This is a genomic window from Algoriphagus aquimarinus, from assembly GCF_007997215.1.
In the GTDB taxonomy this organism is placed as follows: Bacteria; Bacteroidota; Bacteroidia; order Cytophagales; family Cyclobacteriaceae; genus Algoriphagus; species Algoriphagus aquimarinus_A.
The window spans coordinates 65,673-86,188 of the sequence record NZ_VORW01000011.1 but is presented as its reverse complement, the minus strand read 5'-3'; the positions used below and the strand labels follow the sequence as shown (position 1 = coordinate 86,188).

The following is a 20,516-nucleotide window of genomic DNA, read 5'->3' as shown; positions in this document are numbered from 1 at the left end:
ATGAAAAATTTATATCTGCTTATCGCCCTAAGCTTACTAAGCTTAAACCTCAGTGCTCAGGATATTCAATATTCGCAGTTCTATGCCGCTCCATTGTATCTAAATCCCGCTATGACTGGTGCATCAGAGATGACGCAAATTGGTGTCAATTACCGTAACCAATGGCCCGGTCTTGATCAGTCATTCAATTCCTATTCCGCTTATGCTGATCATTATATCTTCAGTGCAAATAGTGGTGTTGGTCTGATTGTAAACAGATCTGAGCAAAGCATGGCAAATCTAAGCATGACAGAGATCGGAGCTACCTACTCCTATAGAATGAGATTGGGATTTAGATCATTTTTGAGAATGGGTGGTCAGGTGAGTTACATGGACCGCGATGCGTACTTTGGAGATATGGTTTTTGGAAGTCAGATCAACGACCAGACTGGTGCCGTAGGTGGTACTAGTGGAGAAAGTCTTGGAGACGGCATCAGTCATCAGTTTATGGACTATAGCTTTGGCATGGTGTATCACAATGAAAATATCTGGTTTGGTTTAGCTGGACATCATTTGACTCAGCCAAACATCTCTTTCATCGATGGTGAAAATAGTAAGCTACCTATTAAGGTATCTGCACATGGAGGAGTGAAGTTTGACCTTTCTGGTGGCACTTCATCTCAGCTTTTGAACCAAAGAACTGGTACAAGAGAATTGACTTTAGCATTTAATTATAAGAATCAAGGTGCTTTTTCTCAACTAGATATGGGAGCTCAGATTAATATTCAGCCTCTTGTTTTGGGAGTTTGGTATAGAGGAATTCCTGTACAGAAAGATGATATGCCAAATCACGAAGCGATCATTGGCCTAGTAGGGATATCTCTTGGTGGAGGTTTAGACATTGGCTATAGCCATGATTTCACCTTGTCATCTTTGGGAAATGCGAATACAGGTGGCGCACATGAGATCAGTATGCGTTTTAGCTTCCTTGCTACGAATAAGCGTGGAGCAGGCAGAACAACCTCTATGCCTTGCTTTAAATATTGATTTAGGAAGTTTTTCGATAATTCAATATTGCCCAAGTATTGAAGAATACTGCTTAGCCGATCATGATCAGGAAATACTTTGAGATATCCTGAAAATCACTTCCTTTAAACACCACCATCCGCATCACTTCTATTAAATAGGTGCCTTTTCGAGAAAAAAGCAACTATGCTCCCGAAAAAATACATGGAACAACCGTAGTCAAGTGGCTATACATTAATAGCTCATAAGTCATGTATCTCTCATGTCCTTTTGTGTCATCTCAATTCTAGTCTTAGGAAGACTTTCTGGATAATTTTTCTGAATAAACTCTATCATTTTTTCTCTTACAAATACACGTAAATCCCAGGCTGTAGGTGAGTTTTTGGCACTGACCAAAATTCGCGTTTCTACGGTGAATTCCTTCGCGTCTGACACCTGTAGGACTTTGACTTTTTTGTCCCAAAGGGGAGTGGTTTCTAGAATTCTATCCAACTCTTTCCGTAGCTCATCGAAAGGAATCGTGTAGTCTGTGTATAGGAAAACTGAGCCGAGCAAATCCGCTGAGGTTCGGGTCCAGTTTTGAAAAGGTGTTTCCAAAAAGTAAGTAGTCGGCAGCACAAGTCTTCTCAGATCCCAAATTCTTACTACGATATAATTCAAGTTGATTTCTTCAATCCATCCCCACTCACCCTCCACCACGACCGCATCTTCAAGACGGAAGGGCTGGGTAATAGCTATTTGAATTCCGGCAATCAATGTCCCGATAGCTTTCTGTGCAGAAAAACCTATGATAATTCCAGCTACTCCAGCGGAAGCAAAGAAGCCAACACCAACTTTTCTGACTGATTCGAAAGAAATCAAGATCAATCCTATACCAAGCAGTATAATTATAAAATTGGCCACCTTCACTAGGATGTTTATCTGAGTTAAAACCTTCCTAGCTTTTAGATTGTCCTCTTGTGAAATATCATATTGTTTGATGAAGAGTTTTTTCAAAATCTGCATTAATACTAGCAGGCACCAAGTAAAGCCGCAAATAATTAATACCGTATTGATGTGAGGTAAATAAGACCATATCCCTACCCAGTCTTTAGACTCTTCTCCAAAATAAAGCTTGGAAAAGCCAAGAGCAAGCGTCACCAGTAAGGGTAGAACCAAGCGGGTATAGTATTTCATAAACTCAATTTAAAAAGGATTTGTAGTATATGGACTGAAATTTTCAGCCACTGAAAAAGGTGATTTTGGGTGGGTTGAGTTTAGAAATTAGGAAATTGACGTGAGAAAGTCAAAACTGAGTTGAATTGATTCTAGTCGCAGGGAATTGGAGTTAAGGCCATCTGGTGACTATAATCCAGCGAATCTATATTGACTTGAACAGGAATCCCATCCACGGTCTTCATTTCACCGTAACCCTCTTTCCAGCCATCTTCAGTATTCTTGAAGACTACTTGGCGTTTTGATGTAACTCCTTCTGACATAAAAGTATATTCGGCGATTATCCTATTATCTCTAATTTCTCCCTCGATTGTTCCGCTGTTTTTATCTTTTTCAAACAGCACATAATCAAGGGTACCAGTGATATTTGTCCCGTCAATGTGAGTGGTAAGTAGAACAGTGTCTTTATTCCCAACATACCTGAAACATTCCGTATTGATTTCTTCAATGTGTTCAGCGTCTGGGGAAAATGCCACTTCAATTGGGGAATCTTCTTTTGGGGCTTTACAGGCTACAAATACTAATGAAGCGAAAATAACTGTTGTTAGAGCTTTCATGATGACTTTCCAGTAGGTTAGATGATATGATAAACAAAAAGACCGCCAAATCCAGACTTTTCCCGTTGCTTCAAACAATAGTCCCTCTACTAGGTAACTTAAAAAAGATGCAACGTACTTTGATAAACTAGTAACACTTTAATACTAGTTGACATGCATCAGCAATGATTACTATCTTTAGCCCAAATCCCGAAATACAATGAAAAGAAAAATAATCTCTAGTATCATTATTCTGTTTGGATCCATTTTGCTTTTTTCCTGCAAAGAAGAAGTAAAGGAAGAAAAATCTGAAACTACAGAGAGAGTAAGTATAGATGAGATCGAAGAGGGCATAAAAGTGTTTATAGCTGACCAAACGGAAAAGAATGGTGGAGTATTCCCTGTAAAAGATGAGAACCATGATTTGAAGATGAAACTGGTCAGGGTACATACCGAGTACTTGTCCAGGCTAGGCCCCAAAAGCCATTTTGCCTGTGTTGACCTGGTAGATGAAAGTGGCGATGTCTATGATGTGGATTTTTTTATGGAAGGAGATCCTGGAGCTATGGGTGTCACTTCTACGTCTGTCCATAAGTTCAATGGCAAGCCATACTATTCTTGGAAGCAAAACAAGGAGGATAAAACATGGTATAAGGTGGCCATGGCAGAATCTAACAACAGGCTTCTTGGAGTAATAGAAGGTGGTGATGAATTTACTTTTTACTATACCGCCCAAGTACCGACCTTGGATGGACCTGCTAAAATGTGGATTCCTGTTGGGGAATCTGATGATTTTCAGCAGGTAGAATTGATCTCACAGAAAGTGCCTGTAGGCACACAAGAAATACGTGAGGAAAACTATGGCAACAAACTTCTTTTTATAGAGCTTGGTCCTGAAAATTCTGGTGAGGAAATCTCACTTGCCTACCACGTAAAAAGGAAAGAAAAAGGGCCATACAATGCTCCTGATCCTGATGTCTCCTTGTATTTAGGATCAACTAAACTCATGCCAACGGGTGGGCAGTTTGAGCAAATAGCTAAAGAAACACTTGGAGAGAAGATTAATGATTCTCATTTGATCCAAGCTCGTGCGCTCTATGATTACGTCATTGATAATATGAAATATGCCAAGGTGGGAAATTATGGAAATGGTGATTCTTATTATGCCTGTGATAGTAAAACTGGAAACTGTACTGAATTTCATTCTCTGTTTATTTCTCTGGCTAGATCTGTGGGGATTCCTTCCCGGTTTGCTATTGGAGCATCTATCCCTTCGGATCGTGATGAAGGTGGAATAGACGGTTACCACTGTTGGGCGGAGTTTTACGCGGATGGCAAATGGTGGCCGGTGGATATCTCCGAGGCCAATAAATATACCGCTTTGGCAACCTATTATTTTGGACGTCATCCCGCCAATAGGATAGAACTGAGTAGAGGAAGAGATCTAAAGTTGACTCCTGGTCCTGAAGCCGGTCCTATAAATTTCCTGGCGTATCCTTATCTAGAGATTGATGGAAAGCAGATAAAGGTTAATTCCAAGTTTACTTTCAGTAGAAAAAATGAGATGTAACTGAAAGAGGCTGTCGATGGACAGCCTCTTTTTTGATTCCAAGATTGATGTAACTTAATCTTCTGCAGGATGTTCGGTAGTATCTCCATCAGCTGGATGATCTGTGCTGTCGGCGTCGGCAGGATGTTCAGAACTATCTGAATCAGCTGGATGATCCGCTGCTTCTGTTTGTTCATCTTTAACATCTTTCTTTCCACCACAAGATGTGATTGCCATACCTGAGAAAAGCGTAATCAAAATTATCAATGAGAATAATGATTTTAATTTTTTCATAGTTAAGGAGGTTTCGGTTTTATTTGAAGATTTAAGTTAAGAAGAATATTCAAGTTGTTTGTAATGGCAATTATTTAATAATTAACCTCCTATCCATTCAGCCACAAAAAGGTTGGTGTCTCTAGTACCACCATTGTTTCTATTGGAGGAGAAAACCAAGTATTTACCATCATTGGAGAATACTGGGAATGCATCAAAAGTCCCGTCATGAGTGATTCGTGTAAGACCAGTCCCGTCCAGATTGATCATAAAAAGGTTAAATGGGTAACCTCTTTCTGTTTGATGATTTGAGGCAAAAATTATCTTTTCTCCAGATGGATGAAAGAAAGGTGCCCAGTTAGCTTTACCTAAGTCGGTTATCTTTTTCGCATCAGATCCATCTGCATTTGCCACATAAAGCTCCATACTTGTCGGCATGACCAAACCCTCAGCCAGCAAGTCTTTATATACCTTCACGTCTTCCTCAGAAGTTGGTCTTGAAGCTCTCCAGATTATTTTACTCCCGTCAGGTGAGAAAAATGCACCGCCGTCATAGCCCAAATCAGAGGTGATTTGCTTCACATCCGAACCGTCAATATTCATAGTGTAAAGCTCCAGATCTCCAGATCTCAAAGAAGTGAAAATAATTTTGTCTCCTTTTGGAGATACAGTCGCTTCCGCATCATAACCAGGCTCATTTGTCAATTGAGAAGTAATATTACCTTCCATATCAGCTGTGAAAATGTCGAAGGAATCATAAATCGGCCAAACATATTTGCCATCTGTTCTGCTCTCCGGGACTGGAGGACAATTATCGCCACCAAGATGAGTGGAAGCATATACTATACTTTTATCGTCTGGGAGAAAATAGGAACAGGTAGTTCTTCCTAGGCCTGTGCTTAATCGTTTCGGCTGATTATTTTTCAAATCATCTTCTTGCCAATTGGTATAATACACTTGATCACATTCAGCTCCCCATTCGCTATAATCGGATTGAAAAATCAGCATGGAATCGTCGAATGACCAATAGGCTTCGGCATTATTTCCACCGAAAGTCAGTTGCTTGATGTTTTTTAGATACTTCATTTCCTCTCGAGTCAGAAGCAAAGAATCTGAAGCTGAGTGCTCCTCAGTTTGAATTTCCGTTTGGACTTCAGTTTTTGGGTTGCATGCAAAAGAAAGTAGCAGCAGGGAAACAAGGATTTGTCTCATTATGAATTTGAAATTTTAGAATTGCTGCGCAAAGTTACCATTTATTATCTTTGACGAAATATGACAAATCACATGAAATCGAGCCTGCCTGAGACAGACAGGCATGTCGCGGATGTACACACTGGAACGATATAACCATGCGAGATTCTCCCGAAGAAAAATCGGGACAGGCTATTTGACCATTAAAAAACAATTATAATCAAATGAAATACCTATCTAAATATACCTTGGTGGCAATTGCGGTGGCCATATTCACTTGGAGCTGTAATACTGCGCCAACAGACGAAAGCTTGAAAGATGGTTTGAAAGATGACGTTACTTTTCTGGCTGCAGATGATCTTAGTGGACGTGCGATTGGTACAGAAGGCGAGCAAAAAGCTGCTGAATACCTTGCCGCAGAATTCAAAGAAATCGGACTTGTACCTAAGGGAACCGAGGAGTATTTCCAGCCTTTCACTGTATCAAAACCAATGAATCCACATGAAGAAGCCGTAATCGGTACAGATGGAGAAGGTGTGACAGGTAGAAATGTGATTGGTTTTATTGATAACAAATCTGAGAATACCATCGTGATCGGTGCGCACTTTGATCACCTGGGAATGGGCGGAAGCGGTTCACTTCACCGAGGAGATTCGGCGATACATAATGGAGCAGATGATAATGCCAGCGGAACAGCTGCATTGGTAGCTTTAGCCAGAATCTTGAAGCATGAGAAGCATACAAGCAACTTTCTTTTTATAGCTTTCTCAGGTGAGGAGAATGGTCTTTGGGGGTCAAATTATTTCGTGAAGAACCCTACGATTGACCTTTCCGAAGTCAATTATATGATCAACATGGATATGGTTGGTCGATTGAATGCTGAAAAGACGCTTGCGATTAACGGTGTTGGTACTAGTCCAAGCTTTGTTCCTTCATTGGATCTGGCAAATGCCGATAGCTTGAAATTAGTTACTTCAGAGTCTGGAGTTGGTCCTTCCGATCACACTTCCTTTTACCTTCAGGATTTGCCAGTACTTCACTTTTTCACTGGTCAGCATGAAGATTATCACAAGCCCTCCGATGATTCGGAATTAATCAATTACGATGGATTATTACTTGTGGTGAAATACATCGATCGTTTGGTCGATCAATTGGATACCGAACCAAAGCTTGCCTTCACAAAAACAAAAGACAGCAATGGAGATTCTCCGCGCTTTACAGTTTCTCTAGGTGTTGTACCTGACTATTTATATGATGGAAAAGGAATGCGAATCGACGGTGTATCTGAGGACAAACCTGCGCAGGCAGCCGGATTGATGAAAGGCGATGTTGTCCTGCAAATGGGAGACTCTACAATTGTGGACATGATGAGTTACATGCGTGCATTGAGTGCTTTCAAAAAAGGCGACGAAGTACTTCTTGGCTATGAAAGAGGAGGAGAGAAAAAGGAAGTGAAGGTTGTTTTGTAATACCTAATGGAAAGACGCGAGCATCTAAATGATGACTTTCAATTTCATTTTAAAAAAGCTCTGAAAATTAAATTTCAGGGCTGTTTTTTTTGGTTAGCTCAGATCTTCAGTCAAAAAACGACCTTAGCCAAGCTGCGTCTTTTAAGCCATTGATTATGGGAATGAAAAGAACAGTTGCAATTAAGGTTAAAGCATAGGAGAAATAGATTTTCTGATGTTTCCTGTAGTCTTTAACCATCAGAAAAAGTATAATCAATACAATTAAGACCTGATTCCAGATAAATACATCAGTCCATGCAAAAGGGAAATCAGAAAATTCTTTCGGCTGAAAAATTGCGCCTAATGGTATGAATGAGAAGCGTACCGTTCCTGGTGCTAAAACCCAAAATACGGTAGAGATCATCCATCGTGCATGGACTTGGGTGTTTCGGGCATAAACAATGGCAAGTGTAACTGACAAAGTGAAACCAGAAATTGAAATCAAATCTACAAAAGCAAGGCTGTACCTAACAGGATAAAGAGGTGAGAATTCGCTCATGTTAGGCAAGCTTATCAGGATCATATTGAGTGCTGAAGCGATTACAAATCCAGCGACAAGCAAAGAAAGCATTCCTACTTTTCTATGAATCTGAATAGGGCGATTGTGATAAAGCCAAGGCTGAATGATCAAGCACACATACCACAAAGTCGCAGAAAGACCATGCAAATGCCAATGAAATGGTGCTTTACTAAAGCCAGCCCAATAGCCTTGGAATCCTATTAATGTAATTACAAATGGCAGAATTAGCCACAAATAGAGTTTTGGAAAAGGCTTCATAAAAACTAATCTTAATTGAAGAATGAGCCAAGATTTGAAGGGTCTTGATTCTCGCTAGAAAAGTGTAGTTATTCGTTGGCGTTCAGTAGTTTAAATATATATTTTTTATGAATTAAACGGAATAAAAAAATCCAGTCGCGAAGTTCACAACTGGATTTAGAGAATAGATTTATTAAAAGTGCTTATTCTAAGATCGGATTTGCTGCTACTCCTTCAAAAGTCATTTTTATTGGTTTGATTGTCCCGTCTTCATTGAATTCCATCACATCAATAGCCGTCACACGATGATCTCGATCTTCATTTGGAATTGGTCTTCTATGGTAAACCATATACCAATCATCAGTTCCTGGCTTTTGAATGACCGAATTATGGCCAGCTCCAGTAGCGATGGTAGTGTCTGATTCTAAGATTGTATCAATTCGATTCCAAGGTCCTGTGATTTTATCTGCCATTGCATAAGCAACTTTATAGCTGTCATTTGTCCAGCCTCCTTCAGACCACATGAAGTAATATTTTCCTTCTCTGATAAATACAAACGGGCCTTCTACGTAGCCTTCAGGTGTTATTTCATGGAAAAGCTCACCGTCTTCCCAAGGCTCAAAGCCAGTGAAGTCAGCATTTAGCTTACCAATATTGCAGTGACTCCAGCCTCCATAAAGCATATAATAAGTCCCGTCGGTGTCCTTGAATACAAATTGGTCGATTGGCTGTGCATCGTTGTAAAACTCCGAAAGCAAAGGCTTACCAATATGGTCTTTGAAAGGTCCTCTAGGTGAGTCAGCTACCGCAACCCCTAATCCTCCAAAATGATTGATGTCATTAGTCGGATCCCAGCCATCACGGCTTGGGCGCTGGATGTCATTTGCAGAAAAGAAGAGGTAATATTTTCCATCTTTCTCGATTGCCGCTGGTGCCCACATCGCTTGTCGAGCCCATTTGATTGCAGCTGTGTCCAAGATATTTGCATGCTTTTCCCAAGTCACCAAGTCCTTTGACGAAAAAGCATCGAAGTGCAGTTGGTCAGTGTAGCCAGCAGAGAAAGTAGGATAAACCCAGTATTCGTCTCCAAATACAATTCCTTCAGGATCGGCATACCAGCCTTTGACAATTGGATTTCCCGAAAGTTTTGGAGCTTCTGTTTCTTCTACTTCTTTTGGGGACGAGCAAGCAAATGCTAAAGCAAGGCTTCCTGCTAATAAAGAATAGCTATGTTTCATCTGTTTAATTTTAGGTTTTTAATGGTCAGATGGAATCTCGCATTTTTAAAAATCATCAATCTGTGTGACACTTGATTCATGCTTAATTTCATAATACTAGTTGAAGTCAAATGAATGGGAAATTTAAGAAGAGTGAATGAAATGAAGTTATGTCTGGTGGAAAAGTGGGTAATTATGGAGTTTTTCTTTTCGTGAGCCGAATAAATCATTTATTCGGATCAAAATATTGATTTTTATGAGCCGAATAAGTTGTATATTCGGCTCATGAGTTATAATTGGGAACAGTCGGATTGGCCAAAATTTACTTTCAAAGAAGGTAAGTCGGGGAAAATACTGCTCGATTTTCTCATGAAATCCGGGCAAATCTCTGGTGTGCTCACTGGATTGTCGGAAGGAAATCAAACTGAGCTACTACTAGAAATGATGGTAGTGGAAGCAATCAAAACTTCCGAGATCGAAGGTGAATTTCTCAGCCGCCCCGACGTGATGTCTTCCATCAAAAAAAACCTAGGCATTCATGAGGAGCAGCCTTTATTAGTCAAAGATCAGCGAGCTAAGGGCATCGCAAAATTGATGATCAAGGTGCGAAAGGATTTCGCCGAGGAGTTGACAGCAGAGGCACTTTTCGAGTGGCATGAATTGCTAATGGAGGGCAATCGCTATGTGCGAGCTGGACAATGGCGTGCGGATACTGCGCCCATGCAGGTAGTTTCAGGAGCAATTGGGAAGGAAACCGTGCATTTCGAAGCGCCACCTTCGGCTCGAGTCCCCTTAGAAATGGCGGCTTTTATTTCTTGGTTTAACGAAACTGCTCTAGGTAAAGCAGAGGCGATAAACAATCCGCTGATCCGCTCGGCAATTACTCATTTGTATTTTGAGTCTATTCACCCATTCGAGGATGGGAATGGGCGGATTGGTCGTGCTTTGGCGGAAAAAGCGTTGCATCAAGGATTGGGGCATGCGACATTGATCAGTCTCTCTAGTGCCATAGAAGCGAAGAAGTACGAGTATTATGCGGCATTAAAAAGCGGACAAAGCTCCAATGAGATCTCTGATTGGTTGGATTACTTTGCGAACACTGTCTTCCAAGCACAGTTTAGCGCAGAACAGTTGATCAACTTCACGCTCCAAAAAGTCAAGTTTTTTGACCGCTATAAGAAGGTACTGAATGAACGGCAGATCAAAGTTATCAACCGTATGCTAGTTGAAGGACCAGTTGGTTTTGAAGGTGGGATGACTGCAAAGAAATACATCGCCATCACCAAAGCTTCGAAAGCTACAGCTACTCGTGATTTACAGGCTTTGACTGAATTGGGAGTCTTTTCATCACAAGGTGGAGGTAGAAGTGTGAGCTATGAATTGGAGCTTTAGGCATTGAAAGATTGTAAAATTTGAAGATTAGCAAATTGAAACTAGAGCGCCATGAATCATAGCTTGGCATTTTTTCCAATTGACCCTCCCAAAAAGGGGGATTTCTCCTATCTTTGTGCCTGCTTTTGAGGGTATAGTCCCTTAAAAAGCATACAAAAATGGCCAAAATTAATCTTTATCCAATGTGGATAGGAGCTGGCTAATTGGAATGAATTATCACCTACTTGCCCTTAAGAAAGGATACAGTGAAGACATATCAGGAATTTAAACAAGTGGATTATCCCGAAATAGGGGAGTCCGTATTGAAGTACTGGAAAGAAAACCAGATTTTCGAGCAATCAGTAACCAACCGTGACGGTGCGGAGACATTTACATTTTTTGAAGGTCCGCCTTCGGCAAATGGTACTCCGGGTATTCACCACGTGATGGCGCGTACGCTGAAAGATATTTTCTGCCGTTACAAGACACTTCAGGGTTTTCAAGTAAAGCGAAAAGGCGGTTGGGATACACATGGCTTACCTGTAGAACTACAGGTGGAGAAAGAATTGGGTATTACTAAAGAAGATATCGGGAAGAAAATCTCTGTAGAAGAATACAACCAAAAGTGCCGTGAGACGGTCATGCGATTCAAAAATGAATGGGATGACCTAACTGAGAAAATCGGTTATTGGGTGGATTTGGATGATCCTTATATCACGTTTGAGCCGAACTACATCGAGTCAGTTTGGAGCTTGCTGAAGAAGCTATACGAGAAAGACCTGATCTACAAAGGCTATACAATTCAACCCTATTCTCCAGCTGCGGGTACTGGTTTGAGCTCGCACGAACTGAATCAGCCTGGCACGTACAAGGATGTAAAAGACACTTCCATCACCGCTCAGTTCAAACTGAAAGGTGAGGAAAATACCTATATCCTAGCTTGGACGACTACGCCTTGGACTTTGCCAGCCAACTCGGCTTTAGCAATCGGTGAGAACTTGGATTATGTAAAAGTGAAGACTTTCAATCCTTATACTTACGATGCTTGCACTGTGATTTTGGCAAAAGCCAGAATGAATGCTTACTTGAATCCAAAGGCAGCTGAGCTGAAGTTGGAAGATTACACTGGTGGAGACAAGTTGATCCCTTTCGAAGTAATCGAGGAAATGAAAGGAAAAGACATGCTAGGCTGGGAATACGAGCAATTGTTCCCCATAGCAGGTTTGGCACTTCCTCATCCAGCTTTTACGATAGTTTCTGGTGACTATGTGACTACAGAAGATGGTACTGGTATAGTGCATCTTGCCAAAGCTTTTGGTGCGGATGACTTTAGAACATTGGCACAGAATAATGTGCCTGGCATCTTCGTCAAAGATGAGCAAGGAAAAGATATTCCGATTGTGGATAAACGCGGTAAATTCATCACGATGGTGGGTGAGTACCTTGTGGATAAAGTAGCTGAACATGCGATCACTGCCCATAAAGAATATGGTGTGGATGATTTCTATGTAAAAAACTACACAGAGGATGATGAGAGTGCGACGGACTTCAAAAGCACCGACGTGATCATTTCTATTATCCTGAAAAATGAAAATAAGGCCTTCAAGGTTGAGAAATATGAGCACAGTTATCCACATTGCTGGAGAACTGACAAGCCTGTGCTTTACTATCCGATGGATAGCTGGTTTATCAAAACCACTGCATACAAGGATAGATTAGTAGAGCTGAATAAGACGATCAACTGGAAGCCTGAGGCTACTGGAACTGGTCGTTTTGGCAACTGGCTGGAAAATTTGGTGGATTGGAATTTGAGTAGATCTAGATTCTGGGGCACGCCGCTTCCGATCTGGAGAACTGAAGATGGAACAGAAGAAGTATGCATAGGATCGATTGCTGAGCTAGAAACCGCTATCAATGATTCCATCGCAAAAGGCTTCATGGAGAAGTCGCCATATGAAGGCAAGGAGCTGGATCTGCACCGTCCGTATGTGGATGATGTGATCTTAGTTTCTCCAAAAGGTGAAAAGATGTTCCGTGAGCCAGACTTGATCGATGTTTGGTTTGACTCTGGAGCTATGCCGTATGCTCAGTGGCATTATCCTTTTGAAAACGAGGATATTTTCAAAGCTAACTATCCAGCAGATTACATTGCGGAAGGCGTTGATCAGACACGTGGTTGGTTCTTTACACTTCATGCCATTTCAGTGATGCTTTTTGATAGCGTGGCTTTCAAAAACGTGATTGCAAATGGATTGGTGCTGGACAAAAATGGCAACAAAATGTCTAAGAGATTGGGCAATGCTGTGGATCCTTTCAAAACGTTGAAAGAATACGGTCCAGATGCGGTGCGTTGGTACTTGCTGAGCAATGCCAATCCTTGGGATAACTTAAAATTCAATCTGGATGGTGTGACTGAGGTGCAACGTCGCTTCTTCGGGACCCTTCAGAATACTTATAATTTCTTCGCGCTGTATGCGAATTTGGATGCTTTTGTCTATGACAAATCCAAAGCAGTTCCAGTGGGAGAAAGATCAGAACTTGATCAGTGGATCGTGTCTAAGCTTCAATCATTGATCGCTGAGGTCGAGGATTCGATGAATAACTACGATGCGACACGAGCTACTCGAGCGATCATGAATTACACGGTCGACCAGCTTTCCAATTGGTATGTGAGACTTGCCAGAAAGAGATTCTGGAGAGGAGAAATGAATGCTGATAAGCAGGCGGCATATGAGACTTTGTATGAGTCCTTGTTGACGCTTACGCAGTTGATGTCATCTTTTGCGCCATTCTATTCAGATTGGTTGTATCAGAATTTGACTGAATCTGGATCTGATGCCAAAGCTTCTGTGCACTTGACAGATTGGGTTGCTGCGGATTCTGGGTTGATCAATAAAGATTTGGAAGAAAGCATGGAATTGTCTCAAACCATTTCTTCTTTGGTTCACTCGCTGAGAAAGAAAGAGAAGATGAAAGTGCGTCAGCCCTTGCAAAGAATCTTGATTCCAATCCTGAAAGAGAAGACTAAAGCTCAGATTTTGCATTTGGAAGAATTGATCAAATCAGAAGTGAATATCAAAGACATTGAATTTATCGATGATGCTTCAGGTATCTTGGTGAAAAGTGTGAAACCAAATCTTCCCCTGTTAGGGAAGAAGCTTGGTCCAAAAATGCGTTTTGTAGTCGCAGCAATCAATAAATGGGGACAAACCGAAATCGCCGAAATTGAGCGAGATGGTAAGATCTCGGTTGATGTAGACGGCGAAAGTCTAGAACTTCTATTGGAGGAAGTGTTGATTTCTTCTGAAGATATTCCTGGCTGGTCAGTTGCTTCAGATCAAGGAGTAACTGTCGCACTTGATGTAACACTTTCTGACAAATTGAAGGAAGAGGGCATTGCGAGAGACTTGGTCAACCGTATCCAAAATTTACGTAAGGATATGGGACTAGAAGTACAAGACAAGATCAATGTCACCCTCGCTGATGATAATGAGTTGGTGAAAAATGCACTAGAGTCTTTTGGGGAATATATCCAAACCGAAGTACAAGCATTGAAACTAGAGCTATCTGCTGATTTGGATGGAGCAACAGTACTTGATATGGATGATTTTGAACTCGCTATTTTGGTAGAAAAAGCCTAATAGCAAATCGTATAAAATGAATAAATACCTGAAATACTTTGGAATCGCGCTATTGGTGATCCTCATAGATCAAACAGTGAAGATGCTAGTTCATTTCGAGATGGACTTTGGTTCACCGGGACAGATACCAATATTCGGTGACTGGTTTAAACTCCATTATACTACGAATCCAGGAATGGCATTCGGTATGGAGCTTGGATCTGATTATGGTAAACTGCTACTCACTTCATTCCGTTTGGTAGCGATGGTGGGAATTGGATACTACCTATATCACATCATCGATAAAAAACAGCCAGCCTTATATATAGTATGTATAGCGATGATTTTGGGAGGAGCAATAGGTAATTTAGTTGATTCTGTTTTCTATGGCGTGTGGCTAAATAATGCTCCGTATAATGCTACCACTCCATGGTTTCATGGTCAGGTAGTCGATATGTTTTACTTTGATATTTGGGAAGGATACCTTCCTGAATGGCTTCCAGTATGGGGAGGTAGTTATACTGCACTTTGGCCAATCTTCAATGTGGCTGATGCTGCTATATTTATTGGTGTTGCGATGATTCTGGTGTTTCAGAGTAGATTTTTTCCTGAAAAACCAGCGGATCCTAAGCAGTCAGTAAGAGAGGAAGTAGATCAAATTTCTGAGTAGTATTTTACGTTATTTTCACTAAAAGTCTTTAGGATCAGAGAATCTGATCCTAAAGACTTTTGCGGTTTTATGGGAGATAATTGGCTTAAATTCTGAATTTGAGCAGTATTTTTTGTAATTTGCAACTTGCTTTTCCCTTTTTTGGGATACTTAACCCCGGCTTTACTTCCTTTTGCTTAATCCTAAACTTGTGGAAGTTTTGTCATTCCGATAATTATATGATAGTTGATTCTGATAAACCTTTTCAGATAGTTTATTCTATTTACAGCCACGAATCCCTAGGCCTCCTGATAGAATCTTTTGTAGTACAGATAGATCCTCAAGGAAGGCTTTCTCTGGCTTATCAAAATATTAGTTCTGCAAATGCTAGCGAATTTGACTCAGGATTGAATAAGGCGGATTATGATTTGATAAAAATCATGGATTCAATGAGCCCTGAAGTGGTGGTGAAGCCCTTTATTAAAAGAGGAAATATCCGCCCCAAGCAATACCTCGAGAAAATCTTTGACCCTAAGACGGAAGATAAAAAGACACAGGATGCCATAGAGGAAGTGATTGAGAAGAAGCGTTCCAAAATAATGCCTTTGCTTATTGGTAAAAGGCTTTTCGAAATGGGAAGTGATGGTAATCCAGTCTGGAAAGAAATAACCATTAATGCAGAACGTGCTAGTGTTCTTTTTCATTTTCATAAAAATGAGGAAAACACACATTATTGGCCAACGATTAAATTCAAAGGTGAAAAACTCGATTGGCAGTACAAGAATGGCTATTTCATCAGTAATGAGCCAGGATGGCTGGTTGTGGCAGGTCAGCTATTCCATTTTGAGAAAGGGATTGATGGGAAGAAGCTCAGAGCTTTTTTGAACAAAAAATTTATTGTCATCGACAAACGTATTGAGCCAAGTTACTACCGTGGTTTTATGGCTAATTTGATTTCGCAGTTTGATGTGGAGTCAGTTGGTTTTGATATTAATATAGAGCGTGGCACACCAGAGGTTTTTATCAACATCAGTGATTTGCCTGGAGGATCAGGCAAGAATCTCTTTGGAGAAGATGGGGAAAAGCTAGAAGAGGATAAAATTGCTTTCGAGCTACGGTTCAAGTACGGAAATATTGATTTTCCTGTGCAGACACCAAGTTCTGAAAAGCATGGAGCATCTGTAAGACTAGAGGAAGGAGAGGATAGCTATACTTTTTATAAGACGATTCGTAGTACTCAAAAAGAAAAAGCCTATCTAAAATTACTTCGTGATAAGGGACTTGAGTTCAAAATAGGTAAAGATACTTTGCCGAAGACTGAAGCCTTTGAGTGGATCGGTGAAAATGAAGACTTTCTTGAAACCGAGAAAATCAAGATCGTCCAAAAGCCGAATTCCAAAGGAAAGGTTTATAATATAGGTAAGGCACAGATTTCTATAGAAGTCAATGAAAATATTGATTGGTTTGACGTCAAGGCACTAATCAAGTTTGGGATTTACTTGGTGCCTTTTGCGAAGCTAAGAAAGCTTTTGCTACAAGGTAAAGCCGAATTCGAATTGCCGAATGGTGAAATTGCAGTGATTCCAGCATCTTGGTTTGTGAATTACTCAGAGCTTTTCAACTTCATGGAAGATCGTGGAGATGAGAACTCCATGGTGTTGCGCAAGCATCATTTGGCTCTGGCCAGAGAGATGGAGATCGGCAATCTTGTTCAGGTCACGTTGAGTAGGAAGCTGGAGAGACTTAGAGATTTCGAGTCTATTGAAGAATATACTTTGCCAAGAGGCTTTGAGGGCACATTACGTCCTTATCAGCATGCGGGATACAATTGGCTTAGATTTCTGAATGAGTTTAAGTTCGGTGGATGCTTAGCAGATGATATGGGCTTGGGTAAAACTGTCCAAACGCTTGCATTGCTAGCTCATGAGATGGAGGAAAATCCAGGTTTAACCTCGCTCTTGGTGATGCCAACTTCCCTGATTTATAACTGGGAACTTGAGGCAAGGAAGTTTACTCCTGAATTGAAAATTCTGGTTTATTCGGGTACTCAGCGTATCAAAGATCCGTGGAGATTTGGTGAATATGATTTGGTATTGACATCCTATGGAATTACCCGATTGGATGTTGAGGTGCTGAAAGGCTTTTACTTCAACTATATCATTTTGGATGAATCTCAGGCAATCAAAAATCCTGGGAGTAATATTGCGGCAGCTGTAAATCAGCTAAAGAGCAAGCAAAAGTTGATTTTGACAGGTACTCCTGTAGAAAATAGTACGATGGACCTTTGGTCGCAGATGAATTTTATCAATCCAGGATTATTGGGCAATCAGAATTCGTTTAAGAAGCAGTTTTTACTGCCTATTGAAAAGCAAGGTGACGCAAATAAATCTGCTAAGCTCCATGCGATGATTAAGCCATTTATCCTTAGAAGACTGAAATCTCAAGTAGCAACAGACCTACCAGAGAAAATCACTAACGTGAAGTATTCTGATATGACGGTTGAGCAAGAGGAGGTTTACGAAGAGGTTAAGAACTATTACAGGGAGAAGATTATTTCTGATATCCAGAGTACCGGTAGAAATAATCAGCAATTCACATTACTTCGCGGTCTTACCCAGCTTCGTCAGATTGCCAATCACCCAAAACTAGTCAGAGATGACTATGAAGGTGAATCAGGTAAGTTGGAAGATGTGACATACATGCTTCAATCTACTATTTCAGAAGGGCATAAAGTGTTAGTCTTTAGTCAATTTGTAAGGCATTTAGGCATCGTGAAGGAATACCTCGAGAAAGAAGGGATTCCCTATGCCTACCTAGATGGAAGCACTAAAGACCGTCAGGCTCAGGTTGAGAAATTCCAGGAAAACGAAGATATTAAGGTGTTCTTAATTTCACTAAAAGCTGGTGGAGTAGGTTTGAATTTGACCAAAGCAGAATATGTGTTCTTACTTGATCCATGGTGGAATCCAGCTGTGGAGGCGCAAGCAATTGATAGAGCACATAGAATCGGACAGGAAAATAAGGTCATCATCTATAAATTTATCACTCGCGGATCGGTGGAAGAGAAAATCATGGCTCTTCAGGATCGCAAACTAGCACTTGCTGGAGAGCTGATAAATACGGAGGAAAGCTTTATGAAAAGTCTTGGCCAGGATGATATTGCAGCATTACTGGATTAAAAAAGTATGATTTTTCAAAAAAGGGCGGAACCATAAATTCCGCCCTTTTTTTATTGGATTGATAGTCAACAGCATAGAGAATGGTCACATTTAATTAACCATAAATTCTTTTCTAAACTTTGACAATAGCCCAATTATTTTTCTAAATTAAATAACATAGTTCCACTACACTACCTGCGCATGCCTAGAGCCAAGTCCGATAAAGATCGGAAAATCTTTGTGCTGGATACTTCGGTGATCCTTTACGCACACAACTCCATAATGAACTTTGCCGAGCACGATGTGGTCATTCCGATCACAGTGCTAGAGGAGCTTGACCAGTTCAAGAAAGGCAATGACACCAAGAATTTTGAAGCCCGCGAATTTATCCGATTACTGGATAAACTCTCTCAGGATCATATGATTCATAATTGGACTCCTTTGAATGGGAAGACCAAGGGGAATTTTAGGGTACTGATGAACCCGGAGAATCAGATCAACGCCAACGAGATTTTTGGTGAGGAAAAGAATGATCATAAGATTCTAAACTGTGCCTTGTACCTCAAGCAGCACGAAAAGGGTAGAAAAGTAATCTTGGTAAGCAAGGATATTAATCTTCGCTTAAAGGCCAAATCCATTGATTTACTTGCTGAGGACTATGAGACTGGAAAGATTAAGAATATCACTGAGCTCGAGAATACAGGGAAATATATTCTTGATGATATTGACCCACAGCATATTGATAAGCTGTATGAGCAGGGATTTATTGACGCAAAGACAGTCTTAGGAACACGAAAAAGAAAGTCTAATGCTTATTATATCCTCAAAAGTGACAAGAATTCAGTTCTAGCTTATTACAATTCGGATGAGAGTATTCTTGAGCGAGTTGATAAAAAGTTGGCTTATAATATAAAGCCTAAAAATGCCGAGCAGACTTTTGCCCTGCACGCGATCACCAATCCAAATATCCGTTTAGTTTCTATACAAGGAGTAGCAGGAACGGGTAAAACGCTTCTGGCTTTGGCGGGAGCTTTGGAGCAAAGAAGAGAGTATAAGCAGATTTTCTTGGCTAGGCCTATTGTTCCTTTGAGCAATAAGGATATTGGGTATTTGCCGGGAGATATCAAATCCAAGCTGAATCCATACATGGAGCCACTTTGGGACAATCTGAAATTCATCCAAAACCAATACAAGGAAACGGATAAGGAATTTCAGAAGATCACTGAGCTAGTCAATCAGGAGAAGTTGGTGATTCAGCCATTGGCATATATACGAGGACGTTCACTGTCAAATATCTTCTTTATCGTGGATGAAGCACAGAACCTGACTCCGCATGAAATCAAGACGATTATCTCGAGAGCGGGAGAGAATACGAAGATCATCTTCACTGGAGATGTGTTTCAGATAGACACGCCTTACTTGGACTCACAGTCGAATGGTTTGTCGTATTTGATAGATAGGGTAAAAGACCATCCGCTTTATGCTCATATCAAACTAGAAAAAGGAGAGCGATCAGAGTTGGCAAATCTGGCGAATGAACTTCTTTAAAAAGATTAAACGAAATGTAAAAAGGCTTCAATCGGAGCCTTTTTACATTTGTTCCTTAACGAACTTTGCAGCTTGCTGAAATAAACCAGGATAAGTATCTAAGGTGAATCCATGCCCCTGATTTGGCACTTCTGTAAATTCATACTTCACGCCTGCATCAATTAATGCTTTTTTCAATAGCTGGCTTTGTGAAATAGGTACTATGATATCTGAGGTTCCATGGAAAAAGATCGTAGGAACTGATTTGCTATCAATATATGTAATTGGGCTGGAAGCGGCATAAGCTTCGGGTTGATCTTTGGGGCTTCCTCCCAGCATTCCGCCTAAACCGGTCTGAGTGAAGTAGCTAAAGTCATATAATTCGGCTAGCTGAGTAGGTGAAAAGAAAGCAATCACCGCTTTGACCTTACCTATAGATGGATGTTTGTAGGTATGTAATAAAGCCAAATGCCCTCCGGCACTTGCGCCAGCGAGGATTATCTGGTCAGAAATATTCCAGTCAATGGTTTTACTTTGAATAAAGTTGATGGCTTCCAGTACATCATTTTCTTGGGCTGGGAATTTATTTATTCCCATGTTGAAGTTGTACAATCTGTAATTTATCGACACGAAAGCATACTCTGGGAATACTGCTGATAATGCTTGCTTGAACTGATTAAATTCTTCTTTACTCCCTTCTACCCAAGCCCCACCATGTATATATATAAGGAGTGGTGTTTTTGCAATAGACCTTCCAGCAGGTAAATAAATGTCAAAAATCTGGTTTTGCTCCGTTCCATAAGATTGATCAAACAAGTCTAAAGCTGCAAGTGCACCGTTTGGGGACTCATCTATATTCGAGCCACAGCTCCATATGGAGCAGATGATCAGGATGGAGACAAGTGATTTCCATAAAAGATTATTTATATTCTTGAACATG

The 20,516-nt window shown here is 40.6% G+C and carries 15 protein-coding genes; 8 read left to right on the top strand and 7 right to left on the bottom strand.

Annotated elements, in window-relative coordinates; genetic code table 11:
* Nucleotides 1-1,026: a type IX secretion system membrane protein PorP/SprF gene (locus ESV85_RS14975; protein ID WP_146918942.1), complete on the top strand. Its 1,026-nt coding sequence runs from the start codon at nt 1-3 to the stop codon at nt 1,024-1,026.
* Between the two features lie 228 nt (nt 1,027-1,254).
* Here the strand turns inward: ESV85_RS14975 and ESV85_RS14970 are convergent, their stop codons facing one another.
* Both ESV85_RS14970 and ESV85_RS14965 read right to left on the bottom strand, forming a co-directional pair.
* Nucleotides 1,255-2,181, bottom strand: a complete 927-nt coding sequence (locus ESV85_RS14970) for a mechanosensitive ion channel family protein (RefSeq protein ID WP_146918940.1) — start codon at nt 2,179-2,181, stop codon at nt 1,255-1,257.
* A 131-nt stretch (nt 2,182-2,312) separates the two neighbouring features.
* Nucleotides 2,313-2,777 carry a hypothetical protein gene (locus ESV85_RS14965; RefSeq protein WP_146918938.1) on the bottom strand — a complete coding sequence of 155 codons (465 nt, stop codon included), beginning with the start codon at nt 2,775-2,777 and terminating at the stop codon, nt 2,313-2,315.
* 199 nt (nt 2,778-2,976) lie between these two features.
* Here ESV85_RS14965 and ESV85_RS14960 point away from each other — a divergent pair, with 199 nt between their 5' ends.
* On the top strand, nt 2,977-4,326 hold the full coding sequence (locus tag ESV85_RS14960) for a transglutaminase-like domain-containing protein (protein WP_146918936.1): 1,350 nt from the start codon (nt 2,977-2,979) through the stop codon (nt 4,324-4,326).
* Between the two features lie 54 nt (nt 4,327-4,380).
* Here the strand turns inward: ESV85_RS14960 and ESV85_RS14955 are convergent, their stop codons facing one another.
* Entirely contained in the window at nt 4,381-4,572 is a 192-nt protein-coding gene (locus ESV85_RS14955) for a hypothetical protein (RefSeq protein WP_191322027.1), read from the bottom strand.
* A gap of 108 nt (nt 4,573-4,680) precedes the next feature.
* Nucleotides 4,681-5,790, bottom strand: coding sequence for a TolB family protein (locus ESV85_RS14950; protein ID WP_146918933.1), 1,110 nt, complete (start codon nt 5,788-5,790; stop codon nt 4,681-4,683).
* A gap of 203 nt (nt 5,791-5,993) precedes the next feature.
* Between ESV85_RS14950 and ESV85_RS14945 the strand changes: the two genes are divergently transcribed.
* A complete protein-coding gene (locus tag ESV85_RS14945) occupies nt 5,994-7,238 on the top strand; it encodes a M28 family peptidase (protein WP_146918931.1) in 1,245 nt (414 codons plus the stop codon).
* 106 nt (nt 7,239-7,344) lie between these two features.
* Here the strand turns inward: ESV85_RS14945 and ESV85_RS14940 are convergent, their stop codons facing one another.
* Both ESV85_RS14940 and ESV85_RS14935 read right to left on the bottom strand, forming a co-directional pair.
* Nucleotides 7,345-8,055 (bottom strand): hypothetical protein, encoded by a 711-nt coding sequence (locus ESV85_RS14940; RefSeq protein WP_146918929.1) that lies wholly within the window; start codon nt 8,053-8,055, stop codon nt 7,345-7,347.
* A 182-nt stretch (nt 8,056-8,237) separates the two neighbouring features.
* On the bottom strand, nt 8,238-9,272 hold the full coding sequence (locus ESV85_RS14935) for a glycoside hydrolase family 43 protein (RefSeq protein WP_146918927.1): 1,035 nt from the start codon (nt 9,270-9,272) through the stop codon (nt 8,238-8,240).
* A gap of 264 nt (nt 9,273-9,536) precedes the next feature.
* Between ESV85_RS14935 and ESV85_RS14930 the strand changes: the two genes are divergently transcribed.
* The 5 genes from ESV85_RS14930 to ESV85_RS14910 all read left to right on the top strand — a co-directional run bounded on the left by ESV85_RS14930 (nt 9,537) and on the right by ESV85_RS14910 (nt 19,597).
* A complete protein-coding gene (locus ESV85_RS14930) occupies nt 9,537-10,643 on the top strand; it encodes a Fic family protein (RefSeq protein WP_146918926.1) in 1,107 nt (368 codons plus the stop codon).
* Between the two features lie 245 nt (nt 10,644-10,888).
* Nucleotides 10,889-14,263 (top strand): isoleucine--tRNA ligase, encoded by a 3,375-nt coding sequence (gene ileS, locus ESV85_RS14925; protein ID WP_146919016.1) that lies wholly within the window; start codon nt 10,889-10,891, stop codon nt 14,261-14,263.
* Between the two features lie 16 nt (nt 14,264-14,279).
* Nucleotides 14,280-14,912 (top strand): lipoprotein signal peptidase, encoded by a 633-nt coding sequence (locus tag ESV85_RS14920; protein ID WP_146918924.1) that lies wholly within the window; start codon nt 14,280-14,282, stop codon nt 14,910-14,912.
* A gap of 218 nt (nt 14,913-15,130) precedes the next feature.
* On the top strand, nt 15,131-18,070 hold the full coding sequence (locus ESV85_RS14915) for a DEAD/DEAH box helicase (RefSeq protein ID WP_146918922.1): 2,940 nt from the start codon (nt 15,131-15,133) through the stop codon (nt 18,068-18,070).
* A 180-nt stretch (nt 18,071-18,250) separates the two neighbouring features.
* The gene (locus tag ESV85_RS14910; protein ID WP_146918920.1) at nt 18,251-19,597 is read left to right on the top strand and encodes a PhoH family protein; all 1,347 of its coding nucleotides are present in this window, start codon (nt 18,251-18,253) and stop codon (nt 19,595-19,597) included.
* A 42-nt stretch (nt 19,598-19,639) separates the two neighbouring features.
* Here ESV85_RS14910 and ESV85_RS14905 read toward each other — a convergent pair whose 3' ends face one another.
* On the bottom strand, nt 19,640-20,515 hold the full coding sequence (locus tag ESV85_RS14905) for an alpha/beta hydrolase (RefSeq protein WP_191322025.1): 876 nt from the start codon (nt 20,513-20,515) through the stop codon (nt 19,640-19,642).
* Nucleotide 20,516 lies beyond the last annotated feature (1 nt).

Coding starts and splice junctions, on each gene's coding strand:
- ESV85_RS14975 (WP_146918942.1), top strand. CDS start 1: ATGAAAAATTTATATCTGCTTATCGCCCTAAGCTTACTAAGCTTAAAC.
- ESV85_RS14970 (WP_146918940.1), bottom strand. CDS start 2,181: ATGAAATACTATACCCGCTTGGTTCTACCCTTACTGGTGACGCTTGCT.
- ESV85_RS14965 (WP_146918938.1), bottom strand. CDS start 2,777: ATGAAAGCTCTAACAACAGTTATTTTCGCTTCATTAGTATTTGTAGCC.
- ESV85_RS14960 (WP_146918936.1), top strand. CDS start 2,977: ATGAAAAGAAAAATAATCTCTAGTATCATTATTCTGTTTGGATCCATT.
- ESV85_RS14950 (WP_146918933.1), bottom strand. CDS start 5,790: ATGAGACAAATCCTTGTTTCCCTGCTGCTACTTTCTTTTGCATGCAAC.
- ESV85_RS14945 (WP_146918931.1), top strand. CDS start 5,994: ATGAAATACCTATCTAAATATACCTTGGTGGCAATTGCGGTGGCCATA.
- ESV85_RS14940 (WP_146918929.1), bottom strand. CDS start 8,055: ATGAAGCCTTTTCCAAAACTCTATTTGTGGCTAATTCTGCCATTTGTA.
- ESV85_RS14935 (WP_146918927.1), bottom strand. CDS start 9,272: ATGAAACATAGCTATTCTTTATTAGCAGGAAGCCTTGCTTTAGCATTT.
- ESV85_RS14930 (WP_146918926.1), top strand. CDS start 9,537: ATGAGTTATAATTGGGAACAGTCGGATTGGCCAAAATTTACTTTCAAA.
- ESV85_RS14920 (WP_146918924.1), top strand. CDS start 14,280: ATGAATAAATACCTGAAATACTTTGGAATCGCGCTATTGGTGATCCTC.
- ESV85_RS14915 (WP_146918922.1), top strand. CDS start 15,131: ATGATAGTTGATTCTGATAAACCTTTTCAGATAGTTTATTCTATTTAC.
- ESV85_RS14910 (WP_146918920.1), top strand. CDS start 18,251: ATGCCTAGAGCCAAGTCCGATAAAGATCGGAAAATCTTTGTGCTGGAT.
- ESV85_RS14905 (WP_191322025.1), bottom strand. CDS start 20,515: ATGTTCAAGAATATAAATAATCTTTTATGGAAATCACTTGTCTCCATC.